The sequence below is a fragment of the Citrobacter sp. CK181 genome (assembly GCF_030333595.1).
Classification (GTDB): domain Bacteria; phylum Pseudomonadota; class Gammaproteobacteria; order Enterobacterales; family Enterobacteriaceae; genus Citrobacter_B; species Citrobacter_B koseri.
The window spans coordinates 764,266-785,137 of the sequence record NZ_JAOWFN010000011.1; the positions used below are offsets into that span (position 1 = coordinate 764,266).

The 20,872-nt window shown below is 54.4% G+C and carries 12 protein-coding genes and 1 pseudogene; 6 read left to right on the forward strand and 7 right to left on the reverse strand.

All coding sequences use genetic code 11. The features are described from left to right. Positions 1-44: 44 nt before the first annotated feature. Together irp2 and ybtA are read right to left on the reverse strand one after the other, a co-directional pair. Positions 45-6,152 (reverse strand): yersiniabactin non-ribosomal peptide synthetase HMWP2, encoded by a 6,108-nt coding sequence (irp2, locus tag OGW17_RS07745; protein WP_114647393.1) that lies wholly within the window; start codon positions 6,150-6,152, stop codon positions 45-47. Between the two features lie 190 nt (positions 6,153-6,342). Further along, a pseudogene (gene ybtA / locus OGW17_RS07750) lies at positions 6,343-7,288 on the reverse strand (yersiniabactin transcriptional regulator YbtA). Positions 7,289-7,544: 256 nt separating this feature from the next. On the opposite strand from ybtA, the gene ybtP reads away from it, so the two are divergent. Genes ybtP through ybtS form a run of 4 tightly spaced genes read left to right on the forward strand, consistent with a single transcriptional unit; the run spans position 7,545 to position 13,663 of the window. After that, positions 7,545-9,257, forward strand: a complete 1,713-nt coding sequence (gene ybtP / locus OGW17_RS07755; protein ID WP_071258479.1) for a yersiniabactin ABC transporter ATP-binding/permease protein YbtP — start codon at positions 7,545-7,547, stop codon at positions 9,255-9,257. Then, on the forward strand, positions 9,244-11,046 hold the full coding sequence (ybtQ, locus tag OGW17_RS07760; protein WP_071258476.1) for a yersiniabactin ABC transporter ATP-binding/permease protein YbtQ: 1,803 nt from the start codon (positions 9,244-9,246) through the stop codon (positions 11,044-11,046). Before ybtP ends, ybtQ begins: the two co-directional genes overlap by 14 nt. Beyond that, entirely contained in the window at positions 11,039-12,319 is a 1,281-nt protein-coding gene (gene ybtX / locus OGW17_RS07765) for a yersiniabactin-associated zinc MFS transporter YbtX (RefSeq protein WP_071258473.1), read from the forward strand. Before ybtQ ends, ybtX begins: the two co-directional genes overlap by 8 nt. Before the next feature lie 27 nt (positions 12,320-12,346). Then, positions 12,347-13,663: a yersiniabactin biosynthesis salicylate synthase Irp9/YbtS gene (ybtS, locus tag OGW17_RS07770; RefSeq protein WP_071258471.1), complete on the forward strand. Its 1,317-nt coding sequence runs from the start codon at positions 12,347-12,349 to the stop codon at positions 13,661-13,663. A 298-nt stretch (positions 13,664-13,961) separates the two neighbouring features. Here ybtS and OGW17_RS07775 read toward each other — a convergent pair whose 3' ends face one another. After that, positions 13,962-14,879, reverse strand: a complete 918-nt coding sequence (locus OGW17_RS07775) for a hypothetical protein (protein ID WP_071258468.1) — start codon at positions 14,877-14,879, stop codon at positions 13,962-13,964. A gap of 357 nt (positions 14,880-15,236) precedes the next feature. On the opposite strand from OGW17_RS07775, the gene OGW17_RS07780 reads away from it, so the two are divergent. Continuing rightward, positions 15,237-16,217 carry a Shedu immune nuclease family protein gene (locus tag OGW17_RS07780; RefSeq protein WP_071258465.1) on the forward strand — a complete coding sequence of 327 codons (981 nt, stop codon included), beginning with the start codon at positions 15,237-15,239 and terminating at the stop codon, positions 16,215-16,217. 260 nt (positions 16,218-16,477) lie between these two features. On the opposite strand, the gene ychF is transcribed toward OGW17_RS07780, so the two are convergent. Both ychF and pth read right to left on the reverse strand, forming a co-directional pair. Further along, on the reverse strand, positions 16,478-17,569 hold the full coding sequence (gene ychF, locus OGW17_RS07785; protein ID WP_012132142.1) for a redox-regulated ATPase YchF: 1,092 nt from the start codon (positions 17,567-17,569) through the stop codon (positions 16,478-16,480). Positions 17,570-17,685: 116 nt separating this feature from the next. After that, complete coding sequence (gene pth, locus OGW17_RS07790) at positions 17,686-18,270, reverse strand: aminoacyl-tRNA hydrolase (RefSeq protein WP_071258463.1); 585 nt, start codon at positions 18,268-18,270, stop codon at positions 17,686-17,688. A 275-nt stretch (positions 18,271-18,545) separates the two neighbouring features. Here pth and ychH point away from each other — a divergent pair, with 275 nt between their 5' ends. Then, positions 18,546-18,824 (forward strand): stress-induced protein YchH, encoded by a 279-nt coding sequence (gene ychH / locus OGW17_RS07795; protein ID WP_012132144.1) that lies wholly within the window; start codon positions 18,546-18,548, stop codon positions 18,822-18,824. A 51-nt stretch (positions 18,825-18,875) separates the two neighbouring features. Here ychH and OGW17_RS07800 read toward each other — a convergent pair whose 3' ends face one another. Together OGW17_RS07800 and OGW17_RS07805 are read right to left on the reverse strand one after the other, a co-directional pair. Next, positions 18,876-19,694 carry a cytochrome c1 gene (locus OGW17_RS07800; protein ID WP_071258458.1) on the reverse strand — a complete coding sequence of 273 codons (819 nt, stop codon included), beginning with the start codon at positions 19,692-19,694 and terminating at the stop codon, positions 18,876-18,878. Between the two features lie 5 nt (positions 19,695-19,699). Continuing rightward, positions 19,700-20,872 (reverse strand): cytochrome b, encoded by a 1,173-nt coding sequence (locus OGW17_RS07805; RefSeq protein WP_071258455.1) that lies wholly within the window; start codon positions 20,870-20,872, stop codon positions 19,700-19,702.

A 20,872-nucleotide genomic window follows, 5' to 3' on the forward strand; every position in this document is an offset into this window, starting at 1 on the left:
ATGCGTTCGCGATGGCGTTCCGGGGAAAATCAGTTTGCTTCGCGCTATATCCGCCGCTGACGACGGCGAACAGGGCGAGGACGTTTTGTTCTCTCCACCGTGGCGACGCCGGCCAGATAATCGGCCAGGGCGGCAGGAGAAGGGTGGGTGAAGAGGTCAAGCAACGTCAGGGTGGAAAATTCGTGACGTTGTAACAAAACGTGCAGTTGCACCAGATTCAGCGACGTTGCGCCCGCCTCAAAGAAGTTTTCTGCGGGTGTGACAGACTCGCCAACCACCTCGCGGAAGGCGTCGCAAATCAGGCTGACGGTGCTCTCGTCCGCTGCAATGTGTGGCTGAGAGTGCTCAGGGCATACGCGCGGTGAGCGCTCTGCGCATTGCCCTGCGTGTTTAACGGGAGGCACCAGCGCGGCGAGCGGCAGTTGCCAGCCGCTTTCATCCTCGGCCATTCGGTTTAGCAATGCGCAATACTGTTCAAACTGGCGCTCCACCTGCCCGGCAGGAAACAGCGCGGCGACAAAATCCCAGTTAAAGCGCAGTTCGCCTTCGGATTCATAAACCTGGTGATCGAGCCAGACCTGCGGCGTCTGGGAGATGCCCCAGACCGGTTTGAGCAGATTACGCCGGGCGAGGAAGTTATCCTGCTCAAAGCCCAGCGCGCTGGTAAAGACGACGGGCATCGGAACGGCAGGCACGTTTTGCCGTTGCGCCAGTTGACGCATCACGCGGATAGCTGACACATCGCGGTGGTTGAGGTTCTGGCTCAGCCGCTGCTGTAGTGACTGTGCGCTGTGCAGCCAGCTTTCGCCGGGATGCCAGCTCAGCAACATCAGCGAGGTGAAATCGCCCAGAATCTGGTTGATTTGCGGGTGCAGCGGTCGCCTGTCGAAAAGCGTAAGGTTAAGCGTGAACTCAGGCTGCGCACTCCATGCAGAGAGAACCGTTGACCACACCGACAACAGCACGGCCGACGGGGTGAGATGGGCGTCAGCCGCCCGTTTTTTCAGCCGATGCCAGCGCGTGCTGTCCAGCGCGCCGTTCAGGCGGGCGAAGCGCGGTGTTTCAACCTCCTGAGGCAAGCAGCGCAACGGCAACGCAGGCGCCGGAGGAATATCATCAAGCTGCGCCTGCCACCATGCCAGAGAATCTGGATTGGGCGACTGTAGCGAGGGTTGTTGCAGATAATCCCTGAAAGTGACGGGCAGCGGCGGAAGCAACTGTTGCGGGTAGCGGTATCCGTGCTCCAGCTCCGCCAGCAGGATCTGCATGCTCAGACCGTCAAGCAACAGGTTATCCAGACACAGCCACAGGCGGGCGGGCATCCCGTCCACGTATCCGACCTGGAGATCGAATACCGGCCACACTTCGGGGTTGAGTACCTGATGCGCCAGTTTTTCGCGTACCCGCAATGCCTCTTCAGGCGTATGGAGGGTGTGTGCGGGTATCACCCAGGGGGGCGTCTGTTCGAGCACCTGTTGCTGTCCATCACGCACGATGGCGCGCAGCATATCGTGGCGGGCGATTAATCGGTTCCAGACCGTCTCCAGCCGGGTGAGATCCAGATCGGTAATTTCAAATTCAACAAAGAAATGTGAGCCGACGCCGCCCAGGGCAAAGCCTGGCTGACGCCCCACCAGGTAAGCCTGCTGCACGTCGGTAAGCGCAAAGGGCTGGTAGCGATCTTCAGGGGAGTGGACGAATGGTTGTTCAACCGGGACGTCGGTTTTCCGCAGCGTGGCGGCAAAATCCGCCAGCCGGGGATGATTAAACAGGTCGCTTAATTGCGCTTCATAACCTGCCTGATGAAGTTGCCCGGTCAGACGGGTCGCCAGCAGGCTATCGCCGCCTTGCTGGAAGAAGTCGGTTTCTCTGGTGACATTGCCAGTCGATAAGAGTTGCTGCCAGAGGGCGGCAACCTGTTTTTCAATGTCGCCCTGCGGTAAATCCGCTTCGGCCGGGTTTTCCGCTTCAGGGGTATGACGACGCTTCAGCGCCTGATAGTCAATCTTCCCGTTAGCCGTCAGCGGTAAGGCGTCGAGGAAGACGATCCGTTGCGGCACCATCCACCCCGGCAGGCGCCCGGCGAGGGCGGCCTGAAGTTGACGGGGATCGCGGCGCACCTGCCTGTCAGGGCATTGTACGAGGAAGCGTTGTAACCCCGCGACCTCATCGCCATGCTGACAGTTGAAGGCGGCTGCGCTAAATAATGCCGCCCAGTCGGCACTGTTATGCAGCAAGGCCTCCGGCTGCCCATCGGTTAACAGAAGCGTGCTGAGCAAGGCGGACGGCGTTAACTGGCGAAACTCCATCACGTAGAGCAGCGCGCCGGGAACGGCAAGCTGTTGTAATGTCGCAAGGAGCCCGGGATCTTCCGGCAGCAGACGATGCAGGGCGTTATTAAGCCAGATAATGTCCGCCGAGTGAGCGTGCGCCGCCAGCGTGTCTGCATTCCAGGGGGACAGACGGGCGCCAGGCCAGAGGGCGAGCCTCTGCCGGGCGCTCAGCAGCATCTCCTGGCTCTGCTCAAGCCCGACATACTCAATCTGTCCGGCGTTGAGCTGTGCTAACAGCGATTCTGCGGCGCGGCCAGTGCGGGTTCCCACCTCAAGCAGGCGTACCGGGCGCTGTAAGCGCTGTGCAAGCTGTTGGCAAATTGTCGCCAGTTCCTGAATATACGGGGCGCTGGCCGGATGGTTGAAGGCCAGGCTTTCCGGCGACCACTGCGCGTCGTTCAGTAACGACAGTTCGTTACGGGCGCCGCGAAGAATTTGCGATAAGGTTAAGTCATGTCCGCTGAAGTGCGGGTGTTCATCCTCGCGTTCTTCACCAGCGCAGACCTGATAACCTTCAGCAGCGGGCTTCAGTCGCCGTTGCGTCACCAGAAATGCTAACCAGCGTTCCACCACGGCCTGCCAGCGCGGCTGGATAGCGAGTGAGTTCATCAGGGGGAGAGGATCGGCGCCAGCGGTGTGACCCGGCTTCAGTTTTAACAGGCGATGCTGAAGGAAATCGGCTACCTGTTCTGCGGAGATCTCTGGCGAGATGGCGCAACAGGGCAACGTTCCCGCAAGCGTGTGCCACACCTGCGGCAGTGCCGGGTCCCGATGATCGGTAACGCAAAAAGCCTCGCCCTGAGGAACCACGTATGCCGCCAGCGTTTTTTCTTTTTCGCCGATCGCCAGAACGGTTGCTTGTTTCACCCCCGCCAACTGGCTGAGCGCGCTTTCGATTTCGCCCAGCTCGATGCGATATCCTCCGACTTTGACCTGCTTGTCGCGACGACCGAGGAACTCGATTGTGCCATCTGGCCAGTAGCAGCCGAGATCGCCGGTGCGATACCAGCGCTCGTCCGGGAGCGTCAAAAATTGCTGCTCGCTACGCAGGGGATCGTTGAAATAGCCTTCCGCGACCCCAATGCCGCCAATCCATAATTCACCCGGCACCCAGTCAGGGCAGTCCCGGCCCTGTTCATCCACCACCCGGTAGCGTTGGTTGGTTAGCGGAAAACCGTAAGGGATGGAGCGCCAGTGGGCGGGGACGTCGTGAATTTCGCAGGCGTTAGACCAGATAGACGCCTCGGTGGCGCCGCCCATCGCGATAAATTGTCCTTGTGGACGGAAGGCCCGATAACGGGCGGGGAGGTCAAGCCCGATCCAGTCGCCGGAAAGCATCACTGCGCGCAGGTTTTCCGGCGTGGCGTCGGCGAAACCTTCACACCAGGTCAGCAGCATATCGAACAGCGCCGGGACGCTGTTCCAGAGCGTGACCTGATGGCGCTGGATCAGCTCACACCATGCGTGAGGATCGCGCCGTTGATTTTCCATCACCATCACCAGCGCGCCGCCCGCACGCAGTACGCCAAAAATGTCGTAAACCGATAAATCAAAATGCAGGGCGGAGAGGGCCAGCACCCTGTCATGCGGGCCAACCTGATAGCGGGTATTGATATCGCAACAGGTGTTGAGCGCTCCCCGGTGAGAAATGACTACCCCTTTCGGCGTGCCGGTAGAGCCGGAGGTGTAGATAATGTAGGCCGGCTGCGTGGGGTCGCGTACCACCGGGTTGGCGATTGGCTCCGCCTCAATGGCCTGCTGCCAGGCAAGGACGGGAATATCGTCTGACCAGGCACTGGCGTCGTGCTGGCAAATGAGCACCAGCCGGACGCTGGCGTCAGCGTAGATTTTCTCGCGCCGTGCGGCAGGCTGGTCCAGCGAAACCGGAACGTAAACCGCCCCGGTCAGCAGGACGGCCAGAACTGCAACAAGTTGTCCTGCGCCTTTCGACATCGTGATAGCCACATTATCGCCGGGCTGAACCCCGCACTCGATTAACCTGCCTGCGCAACGGCGGGCATAGTCTGTCAGCTCATGATAATTCCACTGATAACGCATGTCCGTTACCGCCAGCGCCTGCGGCTGTTGCAGAGCGATACGGAAAATGCCTTCATGCAGCAAACCTTCGGGAATGGGGGCGCCGGTGGCGTTGACCCGTTCGCGTATCGCGCGCTGGCTGGCGGGCATCATATCTGCGAACGGCTTTTGCCAGGCGCTTTCGTCATCGCAGAGTTGGTTAATCAACTGGCAGTAGGCGTCGAACAATGTTTCGACTAACGCCGGAGGGAACAGCGCGTCGTTGCTGTCCCATTGCAGCCAGACCTCGCCGTGATGCTCGAACGCCAGATGATCTATCCAGACCTGCGGCGTTTGCGAGATGCCCCATTCCGGCTCGCCCAACGGCGATTCTGCGCGGCTGCTGTAGAGGGAATGGCCCAGATTGCTGGTAAATACCACCGGGGCGCCGTGGGGGTAGCGCTGCTGGCGTTTGAGTTCACGGAGTAGCTCGACGCCGGACCAGTGGCGATGCTCCCAGTCCTCCGTAAACGTGAGCTGGTTTTTACGTGCCAGGTTGCTGACGGTATCGCCATCGCAGGCGGTATCCAGCAGAAGAATATTGGTGAAGTCGGCAAGCATTGCGCCAACCGCCGGGTGCAGCGGCTGGCGGTCGAATAAGGTGATGTTAAGCAGCAGACGCGTCAGGCCGCCCCAGCGAGCCAGCACGGCAGAAAAACAGGTCGCCAGCGCCATTGTCGGCGTCACGCCATACTCGCCGGCCCGGTTGCTAAAGGCGTGCCAGCGTGTTGCCGGGACAATCATGCGGCGCCGGGTATTACGGACTTCACGCAGCGTGGCGGGTTCGCAGGCCAGCGGCAAGACGGGCGCGGGGGGAAGCGTCGATGCTTTCGCCAGCCAGTAAGCGCGCGCGTCGTCTCTCAGTGGTTGATTGATCTTCTGCTGGTGCAGCAAATACGAGCGGAAATCATAGCGGGTGTCGATAGCCGACAGCGATTCTCCGGCCAGCAGGGCGTTAAGCTCATCGAAGAAAAGCGTAAAGCTGGAGGCATCCATAATCAGCAGGTCAATATTGACATGGAGGCGGTGGCGATTGTCCGGCAAGAGCGTCAGCTGAAAATCAAACGTTTCGCCGATCTCCACGCGTAAAAGACGGTGGCTCAGGCGCTGGCGCAGTGCGTCCAGATAGGCCTGGCGGCTTTCAGCGTCGTTATGGCGTAAATCATGAACGGTGACGCCGTTCCAGTAAGGTTGCGGTAGCCAGACCTGCTGCCCGTCGGGGCGAAAGGCGATATGCAGCATTGGGTGGCGTTGCAGCAAGGTCGTGATGGCCTGCTCCAGTTGTGACGCCGTCAGACAATGGCCTTCAAACTCCTGATACAGGTGGCAACCCACGCCGCCAAGCGTCTGCCCCGGCATGCGGCCCGTCAGGTAGGCGTGCTGTACCGGCGTCAATGGGAAGGGGGTACTTTCGGTCATGTTCGGCCAGGATGATTCGTCGGGCGGCGTTTCTTCTTCCGCGTTCTCCGGCGACCGGCTGAGCATTAACTGGTTCCATGCCGCCAGCGTGGGGGCGGCATACAGCTCGCGAAGGGTAAGGCGGTAGCCATTTTTACGAAACCAGTGTAACCATCTCATCAATCTTATTGAATCCAGGCCGGCCTGGATCAGGTTGCTTTCGTCATGTAACTGCTGCGGCGTTAAATTCAGTTCCTGTATAAGCCGCTCGCGTAATTGTTGGTAATCAGCCGCGTGGCGGTTGTCCGGTAACAGCGAATCCTGAGATGGTGCGCCAGAAATCATTCTTCCTCCTGATGGCACGTCTTACCGAAAAGCATTGCTCATATGAGAATAGTAATTATTAACAATTGAGTGCTACCCGAAACGGGTTTATTTATGCCCGTTTCGGGTTGGTAACAGGCGGAAAGAACAGAGGCCCGGATGGGGTATCCGGGCCTCTGTCAGGGAGGAATTTAGGGGGGCGCGACCCCGGTTACATCACGCGTTTAAAGGTCGAAGGGGTTACGCCAAACTGTTTCTGGAAGGCGGCAGAGAAATGGCTGGCGTTGGCATAGCCCAGATCGGCCGCCACCGTCATGACGGAAGTATTGCCGTTGGCCAGGCGTCTTCTGGCTTCCTGCATTCGTTCAGCCTGAAACAGGCCATAGACGCTGTTGTTGAACAGAACGCGGAAGCCTCGCTTAATTTTGAGAACGCTCAGACCGGACTCTCTGGCCAGCTCCGCGACGCCCGGCGCTTGCGTCAGATCAGCCAGCAGCAGATCCTTCGCCCGCAGCAGTTTCTGACGTTCCATCGGGTTGAAGTGGCAGGAGAGGCAACTGGCGTCTTCGCGATGTTCATCCAGCACCAGACTGAGCATGACCAGACTTTGCCCCTGCAACCATAGCGTCGACGGCTTTTGTTCATGGCTGAAGCCGCCGTGCATGCGCATCAGCGCGTGACGCAAGGCCTGAGCCGTTAAGTGGGTTTCAGCATTACAACGCTGCTGCTGGCAACAGCAGTGGGAGTCGATCTTATTCTTAATGACCGCGCTAATATCTGGCACCCACAGCGCGAGGGTTTCAGGGCTGAAGGAGAGGGTAATGCTCTCGAATCGGCCACAATAGGAGGCGCTGCCACGGCAGTCTGGCGTATGGGTAATGTAATGGCGATTGCGCGCAAGGGCGCCGGAGTCCCTGAATCGCAAAGCGCGATGTGCCTTCCAGGATGCACGAGAAGTTAATCCTGCCCAGATCGTCGTGTAGCTGCAACGTCTCAGGCCGCGCAAAATGGCCCCTCCAGAGCAAAATATCCATACCTTCCTGCAACGAACAGCGCAGCAGTTCACACTGAGCAGGAATATTGCCATCGTTTGCAGGTTTCCCGACCACCAACTGGTGAATAGAGATTTCAGATTGCGTTTGCGGTGACTCCGTCATGACCTGGTTATCTCCCTGTGGCTTAGACCAATGCGGGTATAAATAGAACCGAATGGGGTAGATGAGTTATTGATAATGGTTATTATTCACATTAATTCTCAGAACGCCACCCTGAATTGTCGTTTTTGGCGTCCGTAAAAATTCATCAGGAAATTCAGTTACTCCCATGTCATCTCAATCATCCAATACTGAATCGCTGTCCCGATTTCCTCTCTGGCAGGTGATTACACCGGTTCGCAGGAAGGTTATTTTAGCTATGGCGCTGGCGGGGCTGGCGGCATTAACCAGCCTGGGGGCGCTCCTTTTTCTGGCGTGGAGCCTGCGCGACATTCGCGCGACGCCTGACGCTATTCCGGCCTGGCCGCTGGGCGGCGTGATCGGCTGCGTGATCTTAACTTTTGTTCTGCGCTTGCAGGCGTTCAACACCTCTCATTACGCGGCTTTTCATCTGGAGAACATTCTGCGCAGCAGGTTAGCCCGTAAAGCATTGCAGCTTCCGCCTGGCGTGTTACAGCAAATGGGCAGCGGGTCAGTGGCGAAAGTGATGCTGGATGACGTGAAGTCGTTACATATTTTTGTGGCCGACAGCACGCCGCTCTATGCCCGCGCGATCATTATGCCGCTGGCGACAATCGTTATCTTGTTCTGGCTGGACTGGCGGCTGGCAATCGCGACGCTGGGGGTACTGGCGTTTGGATCGGTTGTTCTCGTGCTCGCCCGCCAGCGTTCGGAAGATATGGCTCAGCGTTATCATAAGGCGCGCGAGCAGGTTAGCGCGGCGGTTATTGAGTTCGTGCAGGCCATGCCCGTGGTGAGAACGTTTGATAGCGGCAGCACCAGTTTTTTGCGCTATCAACGCGCCCTTGAAGAGTGGGTCGATGTGCTCAAAACCTGGTATCGCAAAGCCGGTTTTTCAGCGCGTTTTTCCTTCTCGATTCTGAATCCTCTCCCGACCCTGTTTGTTCTGATCTGGTCGGGATACGGCCTGTTGCACTATGGCAGTCTCGATTTTATCGCGTGGGTGGCCGTTTTACTGCTGGGCAGCGGAATGGCCGAAGCCGTAATGCCAATGATGATGCTCAATAACCTGGTCGCGCAAACGCGTTTAAGCATTCAGCGTATTTATCAGGTTCTCGCGATGCCGGAGTTATCGCTGCCGCTGTCTGACCAGCAGCCGAAAGAGGCGAGCATTACCTTTGAGCAGGTGAGCTTTCATTATCCGCAAGCGCGTACTGGCGCCGCGTTGCAGGAGGTGAGCTTTCATGTGCCTGCCGGGCAAATTGTGGCGCTGGTCGGGCCAAGCGGCGCCGGAAAAAGCACCGTAGCGCGCTTGCTGCTGCGTTACGCCGACCCGGACAAAGGCCATATCCGTATTGGCGGCGTGGATCTGCGCGATATGCAGACGGACACCCTGATGAAGCAACTTTCGTTTGTGTTTCAGGACAACTTCCTTTTTGCCGACACGATAGCCAATAACATTCGTCTGGGCGCGCCGGATACGCCGCTGGAGGCGGTAATAGCGGCGGCCAGAGTGGCGCAGGCCCATGATTTTATTAGCGCGCTGCCAGAAGGTTACAACACGCGAGTCGGGGAACGCGGGGTATTTCTCTCCGGCGGCCAGCGGCAGCGCATCACTATCGCCCGGGCGCTTTTGCAGGATCGCCCCATCCTGGTGCTCGATGAGGCGACGGCGTTTGCTGACCCGGAAAACGAAGCGGCGCTTATCAAGGCGCTCGCGGCGGCCATGCGCGGCCGGACGGTCATCATGGTCGCGCATCGTCTTTCAATGGTGACTCAGGCCGATGTGATATTGCTGTTTTCCGACGGACAGCTCAGGGAAATGGGGAACCATACGCAACTGTTGGCGCAGGGCGGCCTGTATCAACGGCTCTGGCAACACTATCAGCAGGCGCAGCATTGGGTGCCGGGTGGAACACAGGAAGAGGTGGTGGAAAATGAAAGACAATAATCCTGCGGATAACCTGGCCTGGCGCGTCATCTGGCGCCAGCTTATCTCCAGCGTTGGCAGTCAGGCCAGGATGCTGCGACGCAGTATGCTGGCGCTGTTGCTGGCGGCATTCATGCAGGGGATCGCCTTTGCCTGTCTTTATCCGATCATTGATGCGCTGTTACGGGGAGACGCGCCGCAACTTCTTAACTGGGCTATGGCCTTCAGCGTCGCCGCAATTGTGACGCTGGTGCTACGCTGGTATGGCCTGGGCTTTGAATACCGTGGTCATCTGGCGCAGGCCACCCATGAGTTGCGCCTGCGACTTGGCGAGCAGTTACGCCGCGTGCCGCTGGAGAAGCTCCAGCGCGGCAGGGCGGGTGAAATGAACGCCTTGCTGCTGGGCAGCGTGGATGAAAACCTCAATTATGTTATTGCGATAGCCAATATTTTGCTGCTCACCATTGTCACGCCGCTGACGGCGTCGCTGGCGACATTGTGGATAGACTGGCGGCTGGGGCTGGTGATGTTGCTGATCTTCCCTCTGCTGGTGCCGTTTTATTACTGGCGCCGCTCGGCGATGCGGCGACAAATGCAGACGTTGGGGGAAGCGCACCAGCGGCTGAGCGGCGATATCGTTGAATTTGCTCAGGGGATGATGGTATTGCGCACCTGCGGCAGCGATGCCGATAAAAGCCGGGCGCTGCTGGCGCATTTCAATGCGCTGGAAAACTTACAGACCCGCACTCACCGTCAGGGCGCTGGCGCGACGATGCTGATCGCCAGCGTCGTGGAGTTGGGCCTACAGGTGGTGGTGTTATCCGGGATCGTCTGGGTGGTGACGGGCACTCTGAACCTCGCCTTTCTGATTGCCGCCGTCGCGATGATTATGCGCTTCGCAGAACCGATGGCGATGTTTATCAGCTACACCTCGGTTGTGGAACTGATCGCCAGCGCCCTGCAACGGATTGAGCAGTTTATGGCGATAGCACCGCTTCCCGTCGCAGAGCAAAGCGAGATGCCGGAACGTTACGATATCCGCTTTGACAACGTCAGCTATTGCTACGAAGAAGGCGACGGCCACGCGCTTAATCATGTTTCTTTGACGTTCCCGGCGGCCAGTATGAGCGCGCTGGTGGGCGCCTCCGGCGCAGGCAAAACCACGGTCACTAAACTGCTAATGCGCTATGCCGATCCGCAGCAAGGGCAGATTTCTATTGGCGGCGTCGATATTCGCCGCCTGACGCCGGAACAGCTCAATAGCCTGATTTCTGTTGTTTTCCAGGATGTCTGGCTGTTTGATGACACGCTGCTGGCGAATATCCGTATCGCGCGCCCACAGGCGACGCGACAGGAGGTGGAAGAGGCAGCCCGCGCGGCGCAGTGCCTTGAGTTTATTTCCCGTCTTCCGCAAGGCTGGCTGACGCCAATGGGGGAGATGGGCGGCCAGCTATCGGGCGGCGAGCGCCAGCGGATTTCCATTGCCAGAGCGTTATTGAAAAACGCGCCGGTCGTCATTCTCGATGAACCGACCGCCGCGCTGGATATTGAAAGCGAGCTGGCGGTGCAAAAAGCGATCGATAACCTGGTCCACAACCGGACGGTGATTATCATCGCCCACCGTTTATCCACCATCGCCGGGGCCGGAAACATCCTGGTGATGGAAGAGGGACAGGTGGTTGAGCAGGGTACTCATGCGCAATTGCTCTCTCATCATGGACGTTATCAGGCGCTGTGGCAGGCGCAAATGGCCGCGCGCGTGTGGCGCGACGACGGGGTTTCCGCGTCTGGAGAGTGGGTGCATGAGTGATGTTCAGTCGAATGTGAAACCGCTGACGTTGACGACCGGGCGGGTGATTTTTGCTATTGCCGGCGTCTATGTGACGCAGAGCCTGGTATCGGCGCTGTCTATGCAGTCCTTACCCGCGCTGGTGCGCGCTGCTGGCGGTTCGCTGGCGCTTGCCGGTGCGACAACCCTATTCATGCTGCCCTGGGCGCTGAAGTTTATTTGGGCGCCGTGGATCGAACGCTGGCGGCTTCCGCCCGGTAGCCAGGAACGCCGTTCCCGCATGTTAATCCTGCGTGGTCAGGTCGCGCTAGCGGCGATCCTGATGATTGCCGCAGCGATTGGCTCGTTTGGGCGAGAAGGGGGATTTCCCGATACGCAAATCGTCGCGTTATTTGTTCTGTTTATGGTGGCAGGCACGGTCGCCTCCACCATTGATATCGCCAGCGACGGCTTTTGCGTCGATCAACTGACCCGCGCGGGTTACGGCTGGGGAAACAGCGTGCAGGTTGGCGGCAGCTATCTGGGAATGATGTGCGGTGGCGGGGTGTTCCTGATGCTGTCGGCAGCATCCGGCTGGCCTGTCGCCATGCTGATGATGGCGGTGCTGATTATGGCGCTGTCACTCCCGCTGTGGCGCATTACGGAGCCGACGCGAACAGCGACTATCCCGCATGTTCCGGCGTTAGGTTATGCGCTACGGAGGAAACAGGCGCGCCTGGGCTTACTGCTGGTATTGATGCTGAATTCAGGCATGCGGTTTGTGCTGCCTCTTCTGGCGCCGCTGTTGTTGGATCATGGGTTAAGCATGTCCGCGTTGGGCGCGCTGTTCAGCGGCGGCAATATTGCAGCGGGCATAGCAGGAACGCTGGCCGGCGGATTGCTGATGAAATACACCTCACCCGGCAGAGCGCTGTTGACGGCTTATGGCGTCCAGGGGATCGCGCTGCTGGCGGTGGTGATGACGCTCATGATGGCGCCGGGTCATCTGCTGCTGCCGATTCTCCAGTGTCTGGTCATTGTCCAGTCCATTTCGCTGGCCTGCGCGCTGGTCTGTCTTTACGCCACGCTGATGTCGCTTTCATCGCCTTTGCAGGCCGGTGTCGACTTCACCCTCTTTCAATGTACTGACGCGGCAATCGCCATTCTGGCAGGCGTTATCGGCGGCGTTGTTGCTCAACATTTTGGCTATGCGGCCTGCTTCCTGTTTGCCGGGGCATTCACGTTGCTGGCGGCGTGGGTTGCTTATATCCGGCTGCATTCGGCAAGAGAACTGATGACAAGCGCAATTGATTGATCCGGGAATAACACAGAGAGGTAAGGGATGAAAATCAGTGAATTTTTACACCTGGCGTTACCAGAGGAACAATGGCTGCCGACGATTTCTGGCGTTTTACGCCAGTTCGCAGAAGAAGAGTGTTATGTCTATGAGCGTCAACCCTGTTGGTATTTAGGCAAAGGGTGCCAGGCACGGTTGCACATTAATGCCGATGGAACGCAGGCGACATTTATTGATGATGCCGGGGAGCAAAAATGGGCGGTGGATTCCATTGCCGACTGCGCGCGTCGTTTTATGGCACATCCTCAGGTGAAAGGACGTCGGGTTTATGGACAGGTTGGGTTCAACTTTGCGGCGCATGCGCGGGGGATTGCCTTTAACGCCGGGGAGTGGCCGCTGCTGACGTTAACCGTTCCCCGTGAAGAACTTATTTTTGAAAAGGGAAATGTCACCGTTTATGCGGACTCCGCCGACGGGTGCCGACGTTTGTGCGAGTGGGTAAAAGAGGCCAGTACAACGACGCAGAACGCACCACTGGCGGTGGATACCGCCCTCAATGGCGAGGCGTATAAACAACAGGTTGCGCGCGCCGTTGCGGAGATCCGCCGTGGCGAGTATGTCAAAGTGATTGTCTCGCGCGCCATTCCCCTGCCATCGCGGATTGATATGCCCGCCACGCTGTTATACGGGCGGCAGGCAAATACACCTGTGCGGTCGTTTATGTTCCGTCAGGAAGGACGCGAAGCGCTGGGCTTTAGCCCGGAACTGGTGATGTCAGTGACGGGCAATAAAGTGGTCACTGAACCGCTTGCGGGCACCCGCGATCGCATGGGAAACCCGGAGCATAATAAGGCGAAAGAGGCAGAACTGCTGCACGACAGTAAAGAGGTGCTTGAGCATATCCTTTCGGTCAAAGAAGCTATTGCTGAACTGGAGGCCGTTTGCCAGCCGGGCAGCGTGGTGGTTGAAGATTTAATGTCGGTTCGCCAGCGCGGCAGCGTTCAGCATCTGGGGTCTGGCGTGAGCGGTCAGCTTGCGGAAAACAAGGATGCCTGGGATGCGTTTACCGTGCTGTTTCCGTCGATTACCGCCTCAGGTATCCCTAAAAATGCTGCTCTGAACGCGATTATGCAAATTGAGAAGACGCCGCGAGAGCTTTATTCCGGCGCAATCCTGCTGCTGGACGATACGCGCTTTGATGCGGCGCTAGTTCTGCGTTCCGTATTTCAGGACAGCCAGCGCTGCTGGATACAGGCGGGGGCGGGAATCATCGCGCAATCTACGCCGGAACGCGAACTGACAGAAACCCGGGAGAAATTAGCGAGCATTGCGCCCTATTTAATAGCGGCAGAGCAGGGGTAGTCGGGTGAGATTGCCCGTTAGTCAGCGGCTGGTTATTAATGTGAAGTGCAGCGTTATGAAAAAAATCCACGCTTTTGCGTGGATTTTTGTTATTCGTGAAAGGTGTCTCTTTCACGAAGATACGTTATGGGTCAAAAGCTCAGATCCCTAAAAACCACAATTCCCTTGAGCGAATATTTAACCATGCCAACATTGAAGGGAGTTCGCTAACCATTATCAACGGGGATGGCCGGATATCTTAGATTGACTCATACTCGGTTCTGAATTCTCTGTTAGCGTTGATAATTTGTAGTTTCCATTATCCGTAAAAATAACTAGATAGTTCGACCGGGAACTGCTTTCCCAGAGTAATGACCTGGGTAAGGTTAGCTGCTTCATTTAGCTCTCCCGCAAGCATTCGAAAGCTATTATCAAAGCGATGTATCTTAGCTGCTGTCAAACCATATCGCTTCTCGCAGGTTTTAACAAACTCTTTTATCCCGACTAACAGTTTTTCGCTGACGGGTTTTATTTCCAGATGACTTTCTGAAGAATCATCAATTTCAAAGGAAAATTGATGGGCTGCCTCATTTCTTAAATTTTTCAAAAGCCAGACTATATTAATAAGTTTCATTTTAAGTAGCTTGTTCTTTCTGCAAAATACTATTTTCTCATTAAATGTCATTTCATCAATGGACCCGGTTACTGACAGTCCACTATTAATTATTATTTTGTACAACATTCCTTCTACATATGTAGCATGAGAAATTATATCTGAGCGGCATTCGAAATGATCAATACCAGCATGATGAGGGCGTGTTTTTATTTTGTTAAATTCGTCACCAATCGAGTTTCCCGGCAGTGTGATGCGGATGAAATGAGGGAATTGCAGGTTATCGAGATTGAGTTTCTCTCTCAAATTTAGCTGAAAAGAAAGCCCGTAATGTTCAGAATATTGTGCTATAGCAAAGTTATTTGTAATAACATCCCAAAATCGTGAAAAAGGATATTTTAGAATTAATTTAGTACCGCTGTCATCGTTTTTATAAATCGTGTCGCCATCAATCGAGGTCCAGTAAAGCCGTTCGACCAAGAGAAAAACTTCTTCGGGTAAAAGAGGGCAGGATGCAACGACTTCTTCTGTGCCAGAGAATGTTGCCTGAAAGAGCGTCTCGATGTGGCCTGGCCTGGAGTCATCTATATAACCCTTAAGGTAATAATTTCCTGGAATCCCCATAGGACCCTCACTTGCATAGTGCTTCTTAATGATTCGGATTAGATATATCTTACCTGTGTTACTTGGTTGATCAACTTTTTCCTATTGGTCAATGATGAGTAAAGCTTCCGTTCATGAACACCCATTTCGGGCAGATTTATGTTTAGTGCAAAGGGCAATGATGAGTCGACAGCGGCTGAGCGCAGCTGGCGACCAGATGTTGTCGCTCATTGCGGAGAATCTTCACTCAAAAACGGTGAGTGGAAATCTACTGACAAAATCGTATGATGCAGGTAAAGATACTCGAATATGCTGTACGCATCTGCAAGATGCGCGTCAGGATAAATAAAATACACTGCGAAAGTTGAGGTTGTGCTAATGGAATTTGAGGCGGAAAAAGTAACCTTTGAGAGAAAGGTAAGACGTTATCTCTCCGCTAGCGTGAAGCGGCAGGTAGCTATATTGAGCGGCTATCGATGCTCGTTTCCAGGTTGTGATCAAAACCTCATGCTTCAGGACTCATCATTTATTGGGGAAATAGCTTCGATTGAAGCCATTCACTCTCACGGGCCAAGATACAACCCTTCTACAAATGCAGACCAACTACTTCAAACAGAAAACTATCTTCTGTTGTGCCCGAATCATCATGCGATTATTGACAGGCAGCCGGAAATATATTCGGCTGAGTGGCTAAGAAAGGCCAGGAAAGAACATTTAAATAAAATATCAGAAATAGTGTCTGCCTCTAAGTGTGTAGCAGAGGTCAAGCTGGATGAGCAGGTCGAAATCTCTTTAGAGGAAGCAATAGGTGTCTGGAAAGTAAATCGTGAAAATGCATCCGAGGAATTCTGGCAAACGCTTCTACAAAAATGTCCTGCTGTATTATCACAGATATTTCCACAAAGTATGTTTCAGTTAGGCAGTAAATGCTATGTTGGTGGAAAATCGATAAACAATTCGGGTGGTAATCTTGTCGATTTTATCTACGCAAGCAGGCTGACTGGAAATATAGTATTGGTCGAAATAAAGACCCCAAAGACGATACTACTGGGGAAAAGATATAGAACTAATGCCTATTCAATTAGCGAAGAACTATCTGGGGCGTTTGTTCAGGTGTTAAATTATAAAGACCAATTAATGAAGGAATATTTCAAGCTAAGTGAAGGTAACGGAGGTGATTCATTTTCGGCATTCAATCCTAAATGCTTAATTGTTATTGGCACACTTGAGTCAGAGCTTAAAAATAATAGTCAATACAAATCATTTGAGCTATTCAGAAATAGTATGACAAACGTTGAGATTGTCACTTATGACGAGCTATTTCAAAAAGCTCAAGACATTCTGGATATGATTAAATAACATGTAATATCGTTTTTAGCCGACTTCCGCCTGTCATTGCGGACAAGAAGCCTCATACAAAGGATAATTTATAACTACAACCACTTAAGGCGTCTACAAAATGGGTGGCTATTCAGATTATAACCACCGCTATACTCAGTTCCGACCGCACTTCCATGATATCAACGGATACGCTATAAATAAAAAATCCACGCAATTGCGTGGATTTTATGGCTTTTTGTGGCCTTTACGAGGTTTATTGAAACCTCATAAGACAACAATTAGACGTTGAACAAGAAGTTCATCACATCGCCGTCTTTAACGATGTAGTCTTTGCCTTCCGCACGCATCTTACCGGCTTCTTTCGCGCCTTGTTCACCTTTGTACGTGATGAAGTCGTCGAAAGCGATGGTCTGCGCACGAATAAAGCCTTTCTCAAAATCAGTGTGAATTTTACCCGCAGCCTGCGGTGCGGTTGCGCCGACAGGAATCGTCCACGCGCGTACTTCTTTCACGCCAGCGGTAAAATAAGTTTGCAGATTCAGCAGCTTGTAGCCCGCACGAATTACGCGGTTGAGACCCGGTTCTTCAATACCCAGCTCAGCCATAAACTCGTCACGGTCAGCATCGTCGAGTTCTGCGATGTCGGCCTCGATAGCGGCACAAACCGGAACCACGACAGAGCCTTCTGCATCGGCAATGGCGCGAACCTGATCCAGGTACGGGTTATTTTCGAAGCCATCTTCGTTGACGTTAGCGATATACATGGTCGGCTTCAGCGTCAGGAAGCTCAGATAGCGGATCGCCGCTTTATCTTCGTCTGTCAGATCCAGTGAGCGCAGCATGCCGGCGTTTTCCAGGTGCGGCAGGCATTTTTCCAGCGCGGCCAGCTCAGCTTTCGCGTCTTTATCGCCGCCTTTGGCTTTCTTCTGCACGCGGTGAATGGCGCGTTCACAGGTATCAAGGTCGGACAGCGCCAGCTCGGTGTTGATAACGTCAATATCTTCCGCCGGGTTTACTTTCCCCGCAACGTGGATGATGTTGTCGTTTTCAAAGCAGCGTACTACGTGACCAATCGCTTCGGTTTCACGGATGTTTGTCAGGAACTGGTTACCCAGGCCTTCGCCTTTCGACGCGCCTTTTACCAGACCGGCAATGTCGACGAACTCCATAGTGGTAGGGAGAATGCGCTGCGGCTTGACAATCTCAGCCAGTTTGTCCAGACGCGGATCGGGCATCGGCACTACACCGGTATTTGGCTCGATGGTGCAGAACGGGAAGTTTGCCGCTTCAATACCGGCTTTAGTCAGGGCGTTGAACAGGGTGGATTTCCCGACGTTGGGCAAACCAACGATACCGCATTTGAATCCCATGATTTAAATCACCTTAATATCTTGATAATCAACCTGTTGCAGAAAACAGATTGTAGAAAAGTAAACAACTTTGCCTATTATACACAGCGCGCGGCAAAAATGCCGCACATCACTGCTTATTGTGCTTTAAAGGCATGTAATCGGTTCGTCGCTTTGGTTAACCCTTCTTTGAACCAGACTTCAGTACAACGCGCCGCTTCGTCAATGGCGTCGTCAATTAACTTTTGTTCCGACACCGGCGGTTTACCCAGAACAAAACCGACAACTTTATTTTTATCGCCCGGATGACCAATTCCGACACGTAAGCGATGAAAGTTAGGGTTATTACCCAGTTTGTTGATGATGTCTTTCAGGCCATTATGACCACCGTGTCCGCCGCCTAACTTAAATTTCGCGACGCCAGGGGGGAGATCCAGTTCGTCGTGGGCAACCAGAATCTCATCGGGCATGATGCGGTAAAAACTGGCCATCGCGCCGACGGCTTTACCGCTCAGATTCATAAACGTGGTCGGTACCAGCAGGCGAACATCTTCCCCTTCGAGGGGCACTCTGGAGGTGTAACCGAAGAATTTCGGCTCTTCACGCAGAGGCGCGCGTAGTCGCTCTGCCAGTAAATCGACGTACCATGCGCCCGCATTGTGGCGTGTCGCCGCGTATTCTGCGCCGGGGTTCGCCAGGCCGACAATCAATTTAATCGTCACGTTTTTTGTCCTGAGTGTGTCTATAACTGGCGCGTAGTTTACTGTCTGCGGCCGCGCTTGACAAAAAACAGCGTGGATTGCGCCGGAAGCTGAATAATTGCCTGTTTGAACTATTGGAAAGTCAAGCTGTTCAGAGGGTTATTTGTAAAGTTTTGTTGAATAACAGGTTGTAATTGTGATCGCCCACGCACTCATAAAGCACAGTGTTGTCTATACTTTACACATAAGGATTAGGGGTATTCCCTGAAACAACCCAAAAGTTCCGGAGGTGACATATGAAACGCAAAAACGCTTCGTTACTCGGTAACGTGCTCATGGGGTTGGGGTTAGTGGTCATGGTGGTTGGTGTTGGTTATTCTATTTTAAACCAGTTACCGCAGTTTAACCTGCCACAATTTTTTGCACATGGTGCGGTGCTGAGCATCTTTGTCGGTGCCATTCTCTGGCTGGCAGGCGCCCGCGTAGGTGGGCATGAACAGGTGAGCGATCGTTACTGGTGGGTTCGCCACTACGACAAACGTTGCCGCCGTAACGACAATCGCCGTCACAGCTAAGGTATCGCGTCGGTTTAAGACCAGTCAGCGTTGGACTGACTGGTTATTGTCTTAACCATTCTCACTCGTTTTTTCTGACGAGCGTCTCTTTAATCGGCGCAAAATCAGCAGCAATGCCAGCATAATGACCAGATAACTCATTACGTAATGGCCCTGATGTTTTCGCTGTTCAAGCACCGGATCGGCAGCCCATGCCAGAAAAGCCGTAACGTCCCGCGCGTACTGCTCTTCGGTTTCTGGTATATCGTCCTTTTCTGACCAGGTGATCTCCCCATCAGACAACGGCTTCGGCATGTTAATTATGCCGCCGGGAGCGTATCGGTTTGCCTTCATTTCTGGGTCGTCAGGCAGATAACCGGTCAACAAGGCATAGACGTAATCCGCCCCCTGATCGGTATAGGGCAAGAAGGCATCGAACAGAAATTGCGGGAACCCCCGGTCGTACGTTCTGGCGCGAACGATATAGGTTAAATCGACGGGAAGGGCGCCATTATTGAGATATCTTGCTTCCTGATCGTTAAGGTAGGGTGAGACAAACGTATCATTGAGATTGCCTTCCCGCTCGCCGGTTTGACCATCATCCTGAATGTCGGGAAAGACGTAGCCGCTGGCAAGACGCTTTGCCTCTGTGAGCGAGAGTTCGGGCCCACCTGGCTTTGTCAGGGTGCGAAAATTAAGATGAACCATCCCGTGGCAGGCGCGGCATTTCTCTTCGTAGACCTGTAAACCGCGCCGCAGTTGTTCTTTATCATAGTGGCCCGTTATGCCGCTAAAACTCCACGCCTGGCGAGGTGGCGTCTCTTGCGCACAGACAGCGCTGGCGCCCAGAATGCACAGCCATAAAACGCTATATCTTACTAATCCCTTCATGGCGGTTAATCCTGCTTTTCCAGAAAACGTCGGCAGGGCAGTACGATGACAAACCATCCGAAGTAAACCAGCGTTGAAAGTTGCGATGCCGAGCGTATCCAGCCCTCTTCATTACTGAAACCGTCAGGCAGGTCGGGGCCGACCAGCGCTTTTGAACCCAGCCATCCTAAAAAGAATGCATTAGCAACCCAGAGCCAAAAACCACATTTAACGAGCTTGCTGTAATTGCGAAAGCGGGCGCGTGAAGTGTCGAGCCAGGGGAGAAAATAAAAAATCAGCACTGAAGCACACATGGCGACTATCCCGAGAAGTTCGTTTGGGAAGCAGCGCAAAATGGAAAAGAACGGCAAAAAATACCACTCAGGCGCCACGACAGCGGGCGTTACGGTGGGATCTGCCGGGATAAAATTATCGGCGCTGCTGAGATAGTGCGGGGCAAAGAATAAAAACCAGGCGAACAGCATCATGAAAAGAGTGAGCTTGATGGCATCACTGTCGGTGATTTTATAATCGAAAAACAGTTTCCGGGACTCGCTCTGCGTAAATGTCTTTTTCATTGCCTGCGCAAATGCGGACTGCACGGTGCGGATATGCCATATCGTTCCCCCGACAATGACGAAGGGGATAATAAAATGAAGCACATAAAACCGGCCTAATGTGGGTGTTCCTGGAGCATACCCGCCGACTAAAAACGAATACAACGTATCTCCCACCCACGGGATCGCACGAGTGAATCCGGTAATAACGGTGGCGGCCCAGTAGCTTTTTTGCCCCCAAATCAGGCTATATCCCAGAAATGCGGTGATCATCAGTAACACGTATAACGTCACGCTTATCATCCACATTTTGAGATAAGGCTTTCGGTACACGTTGTAATACATGGCGCGGAAGATGTGCAGGTAACAGGCGAAGAAAAATAGCGATGCGCCAATAGAATGCGCGTTGCGCACCAGTTCGCCGTGTCTCACGGATCGCATAATATGAATGATTGAATCAAAAGCCAGCCCTTCCGTGGGTACATAAAACATCGCCAGAACGAGACCAGAAAGGATTTGTACTCCGAGCATCACCAGCAGAATGATCCCGACGGCAAAAACCCAGACGCCTGCGACCGTACGAGGGAAGGGAATACGCCACACTCGTTCTCGTCGGGGTACGGATAGATGTTCTGCCGCCAT

What these genes read in the sequence shown, in the direction of transcription:
- ybtQ (WP_071258476.1), top strand. Translation starts at nt 9,244, where the DNA reads ATGAAAGACAATAATCCTGCGGATAACCTGGCCTGGCGCGTCATCTGG.
- ychF (WP_012132142.1), bottom strand. Translation starts at nt 17,569, where the DNA reads ATGGGATTCAAATGCGGTATCGTTGGTTTGCCCAACGTCGGGAAATCC.
- ybtP (WP_071258479.1), top strand. Translation starts at nt 7,545, where the DNA reads ATGGCGCTGGCGGGGCTGGCGGCATTAACCAGCCTGGGGGCGCTCCTT.
- ybtX (WP_071258473.1), top strand. Translation starts at nt 11,039, where the DNA reads ATGAGTGATGTTCAGTCGAATGTGAAACCGCTGACGTTGACGACCGGG.
- OGW17_RS07805 (WP_071258455.1), bottom strand. Translation starts at nt 20,872, where the DNA reads ATGGCGGCAGAACATCTATCCGTACCCCGACGAGAACGAGTGTGGCGT.
- ychH (WP_012132144.1), top strand. Translation starts at nt 18,546, where the DNA reads ATGAAACGCAAAAACGCTTCGTTACTCGGTAACGTGCTCATGGGGTTG.
- ybtS (WP_071258471.1), top strand. Translation starts at nt 12,347, where the DNA reads ATGAAAATCAGTGAATTTTTACACCTGGCGTTACCAGAGGAACAATGG.
- OGW17_RS07800 (WP_071258458.1), bottom strand. Translation starts at nt 19,694, where the DNA reads ATGAAGGGATTAGTAAGATATAGCGTTTTATGGCTGTGCATTCTGGGC.
- OGW17_RS07780 (WP_071258465.1), top strand. Translation starts at nt 15,237, where the DNA reads ATGGAATTTGAGGCGGAAAAAGTAACCTTTGAGAGAAAGGTAAGACGT.
- OGW17_RS07775 (WP_071258468.1), bottom strand. Translation starts at nt 14,879, where the DNA reads ATGGGGATTCCAGGAAATTATTACCTTAAGGGTTATATAGATGACTCC.
- irp2 (WP_114647393.1), bottom strand. Translation starts at nt 6,152, where the DNA reads ATGATTTCTGGCGCACCATCTCAGGATTCGCTGTTACCGGACAACCGC.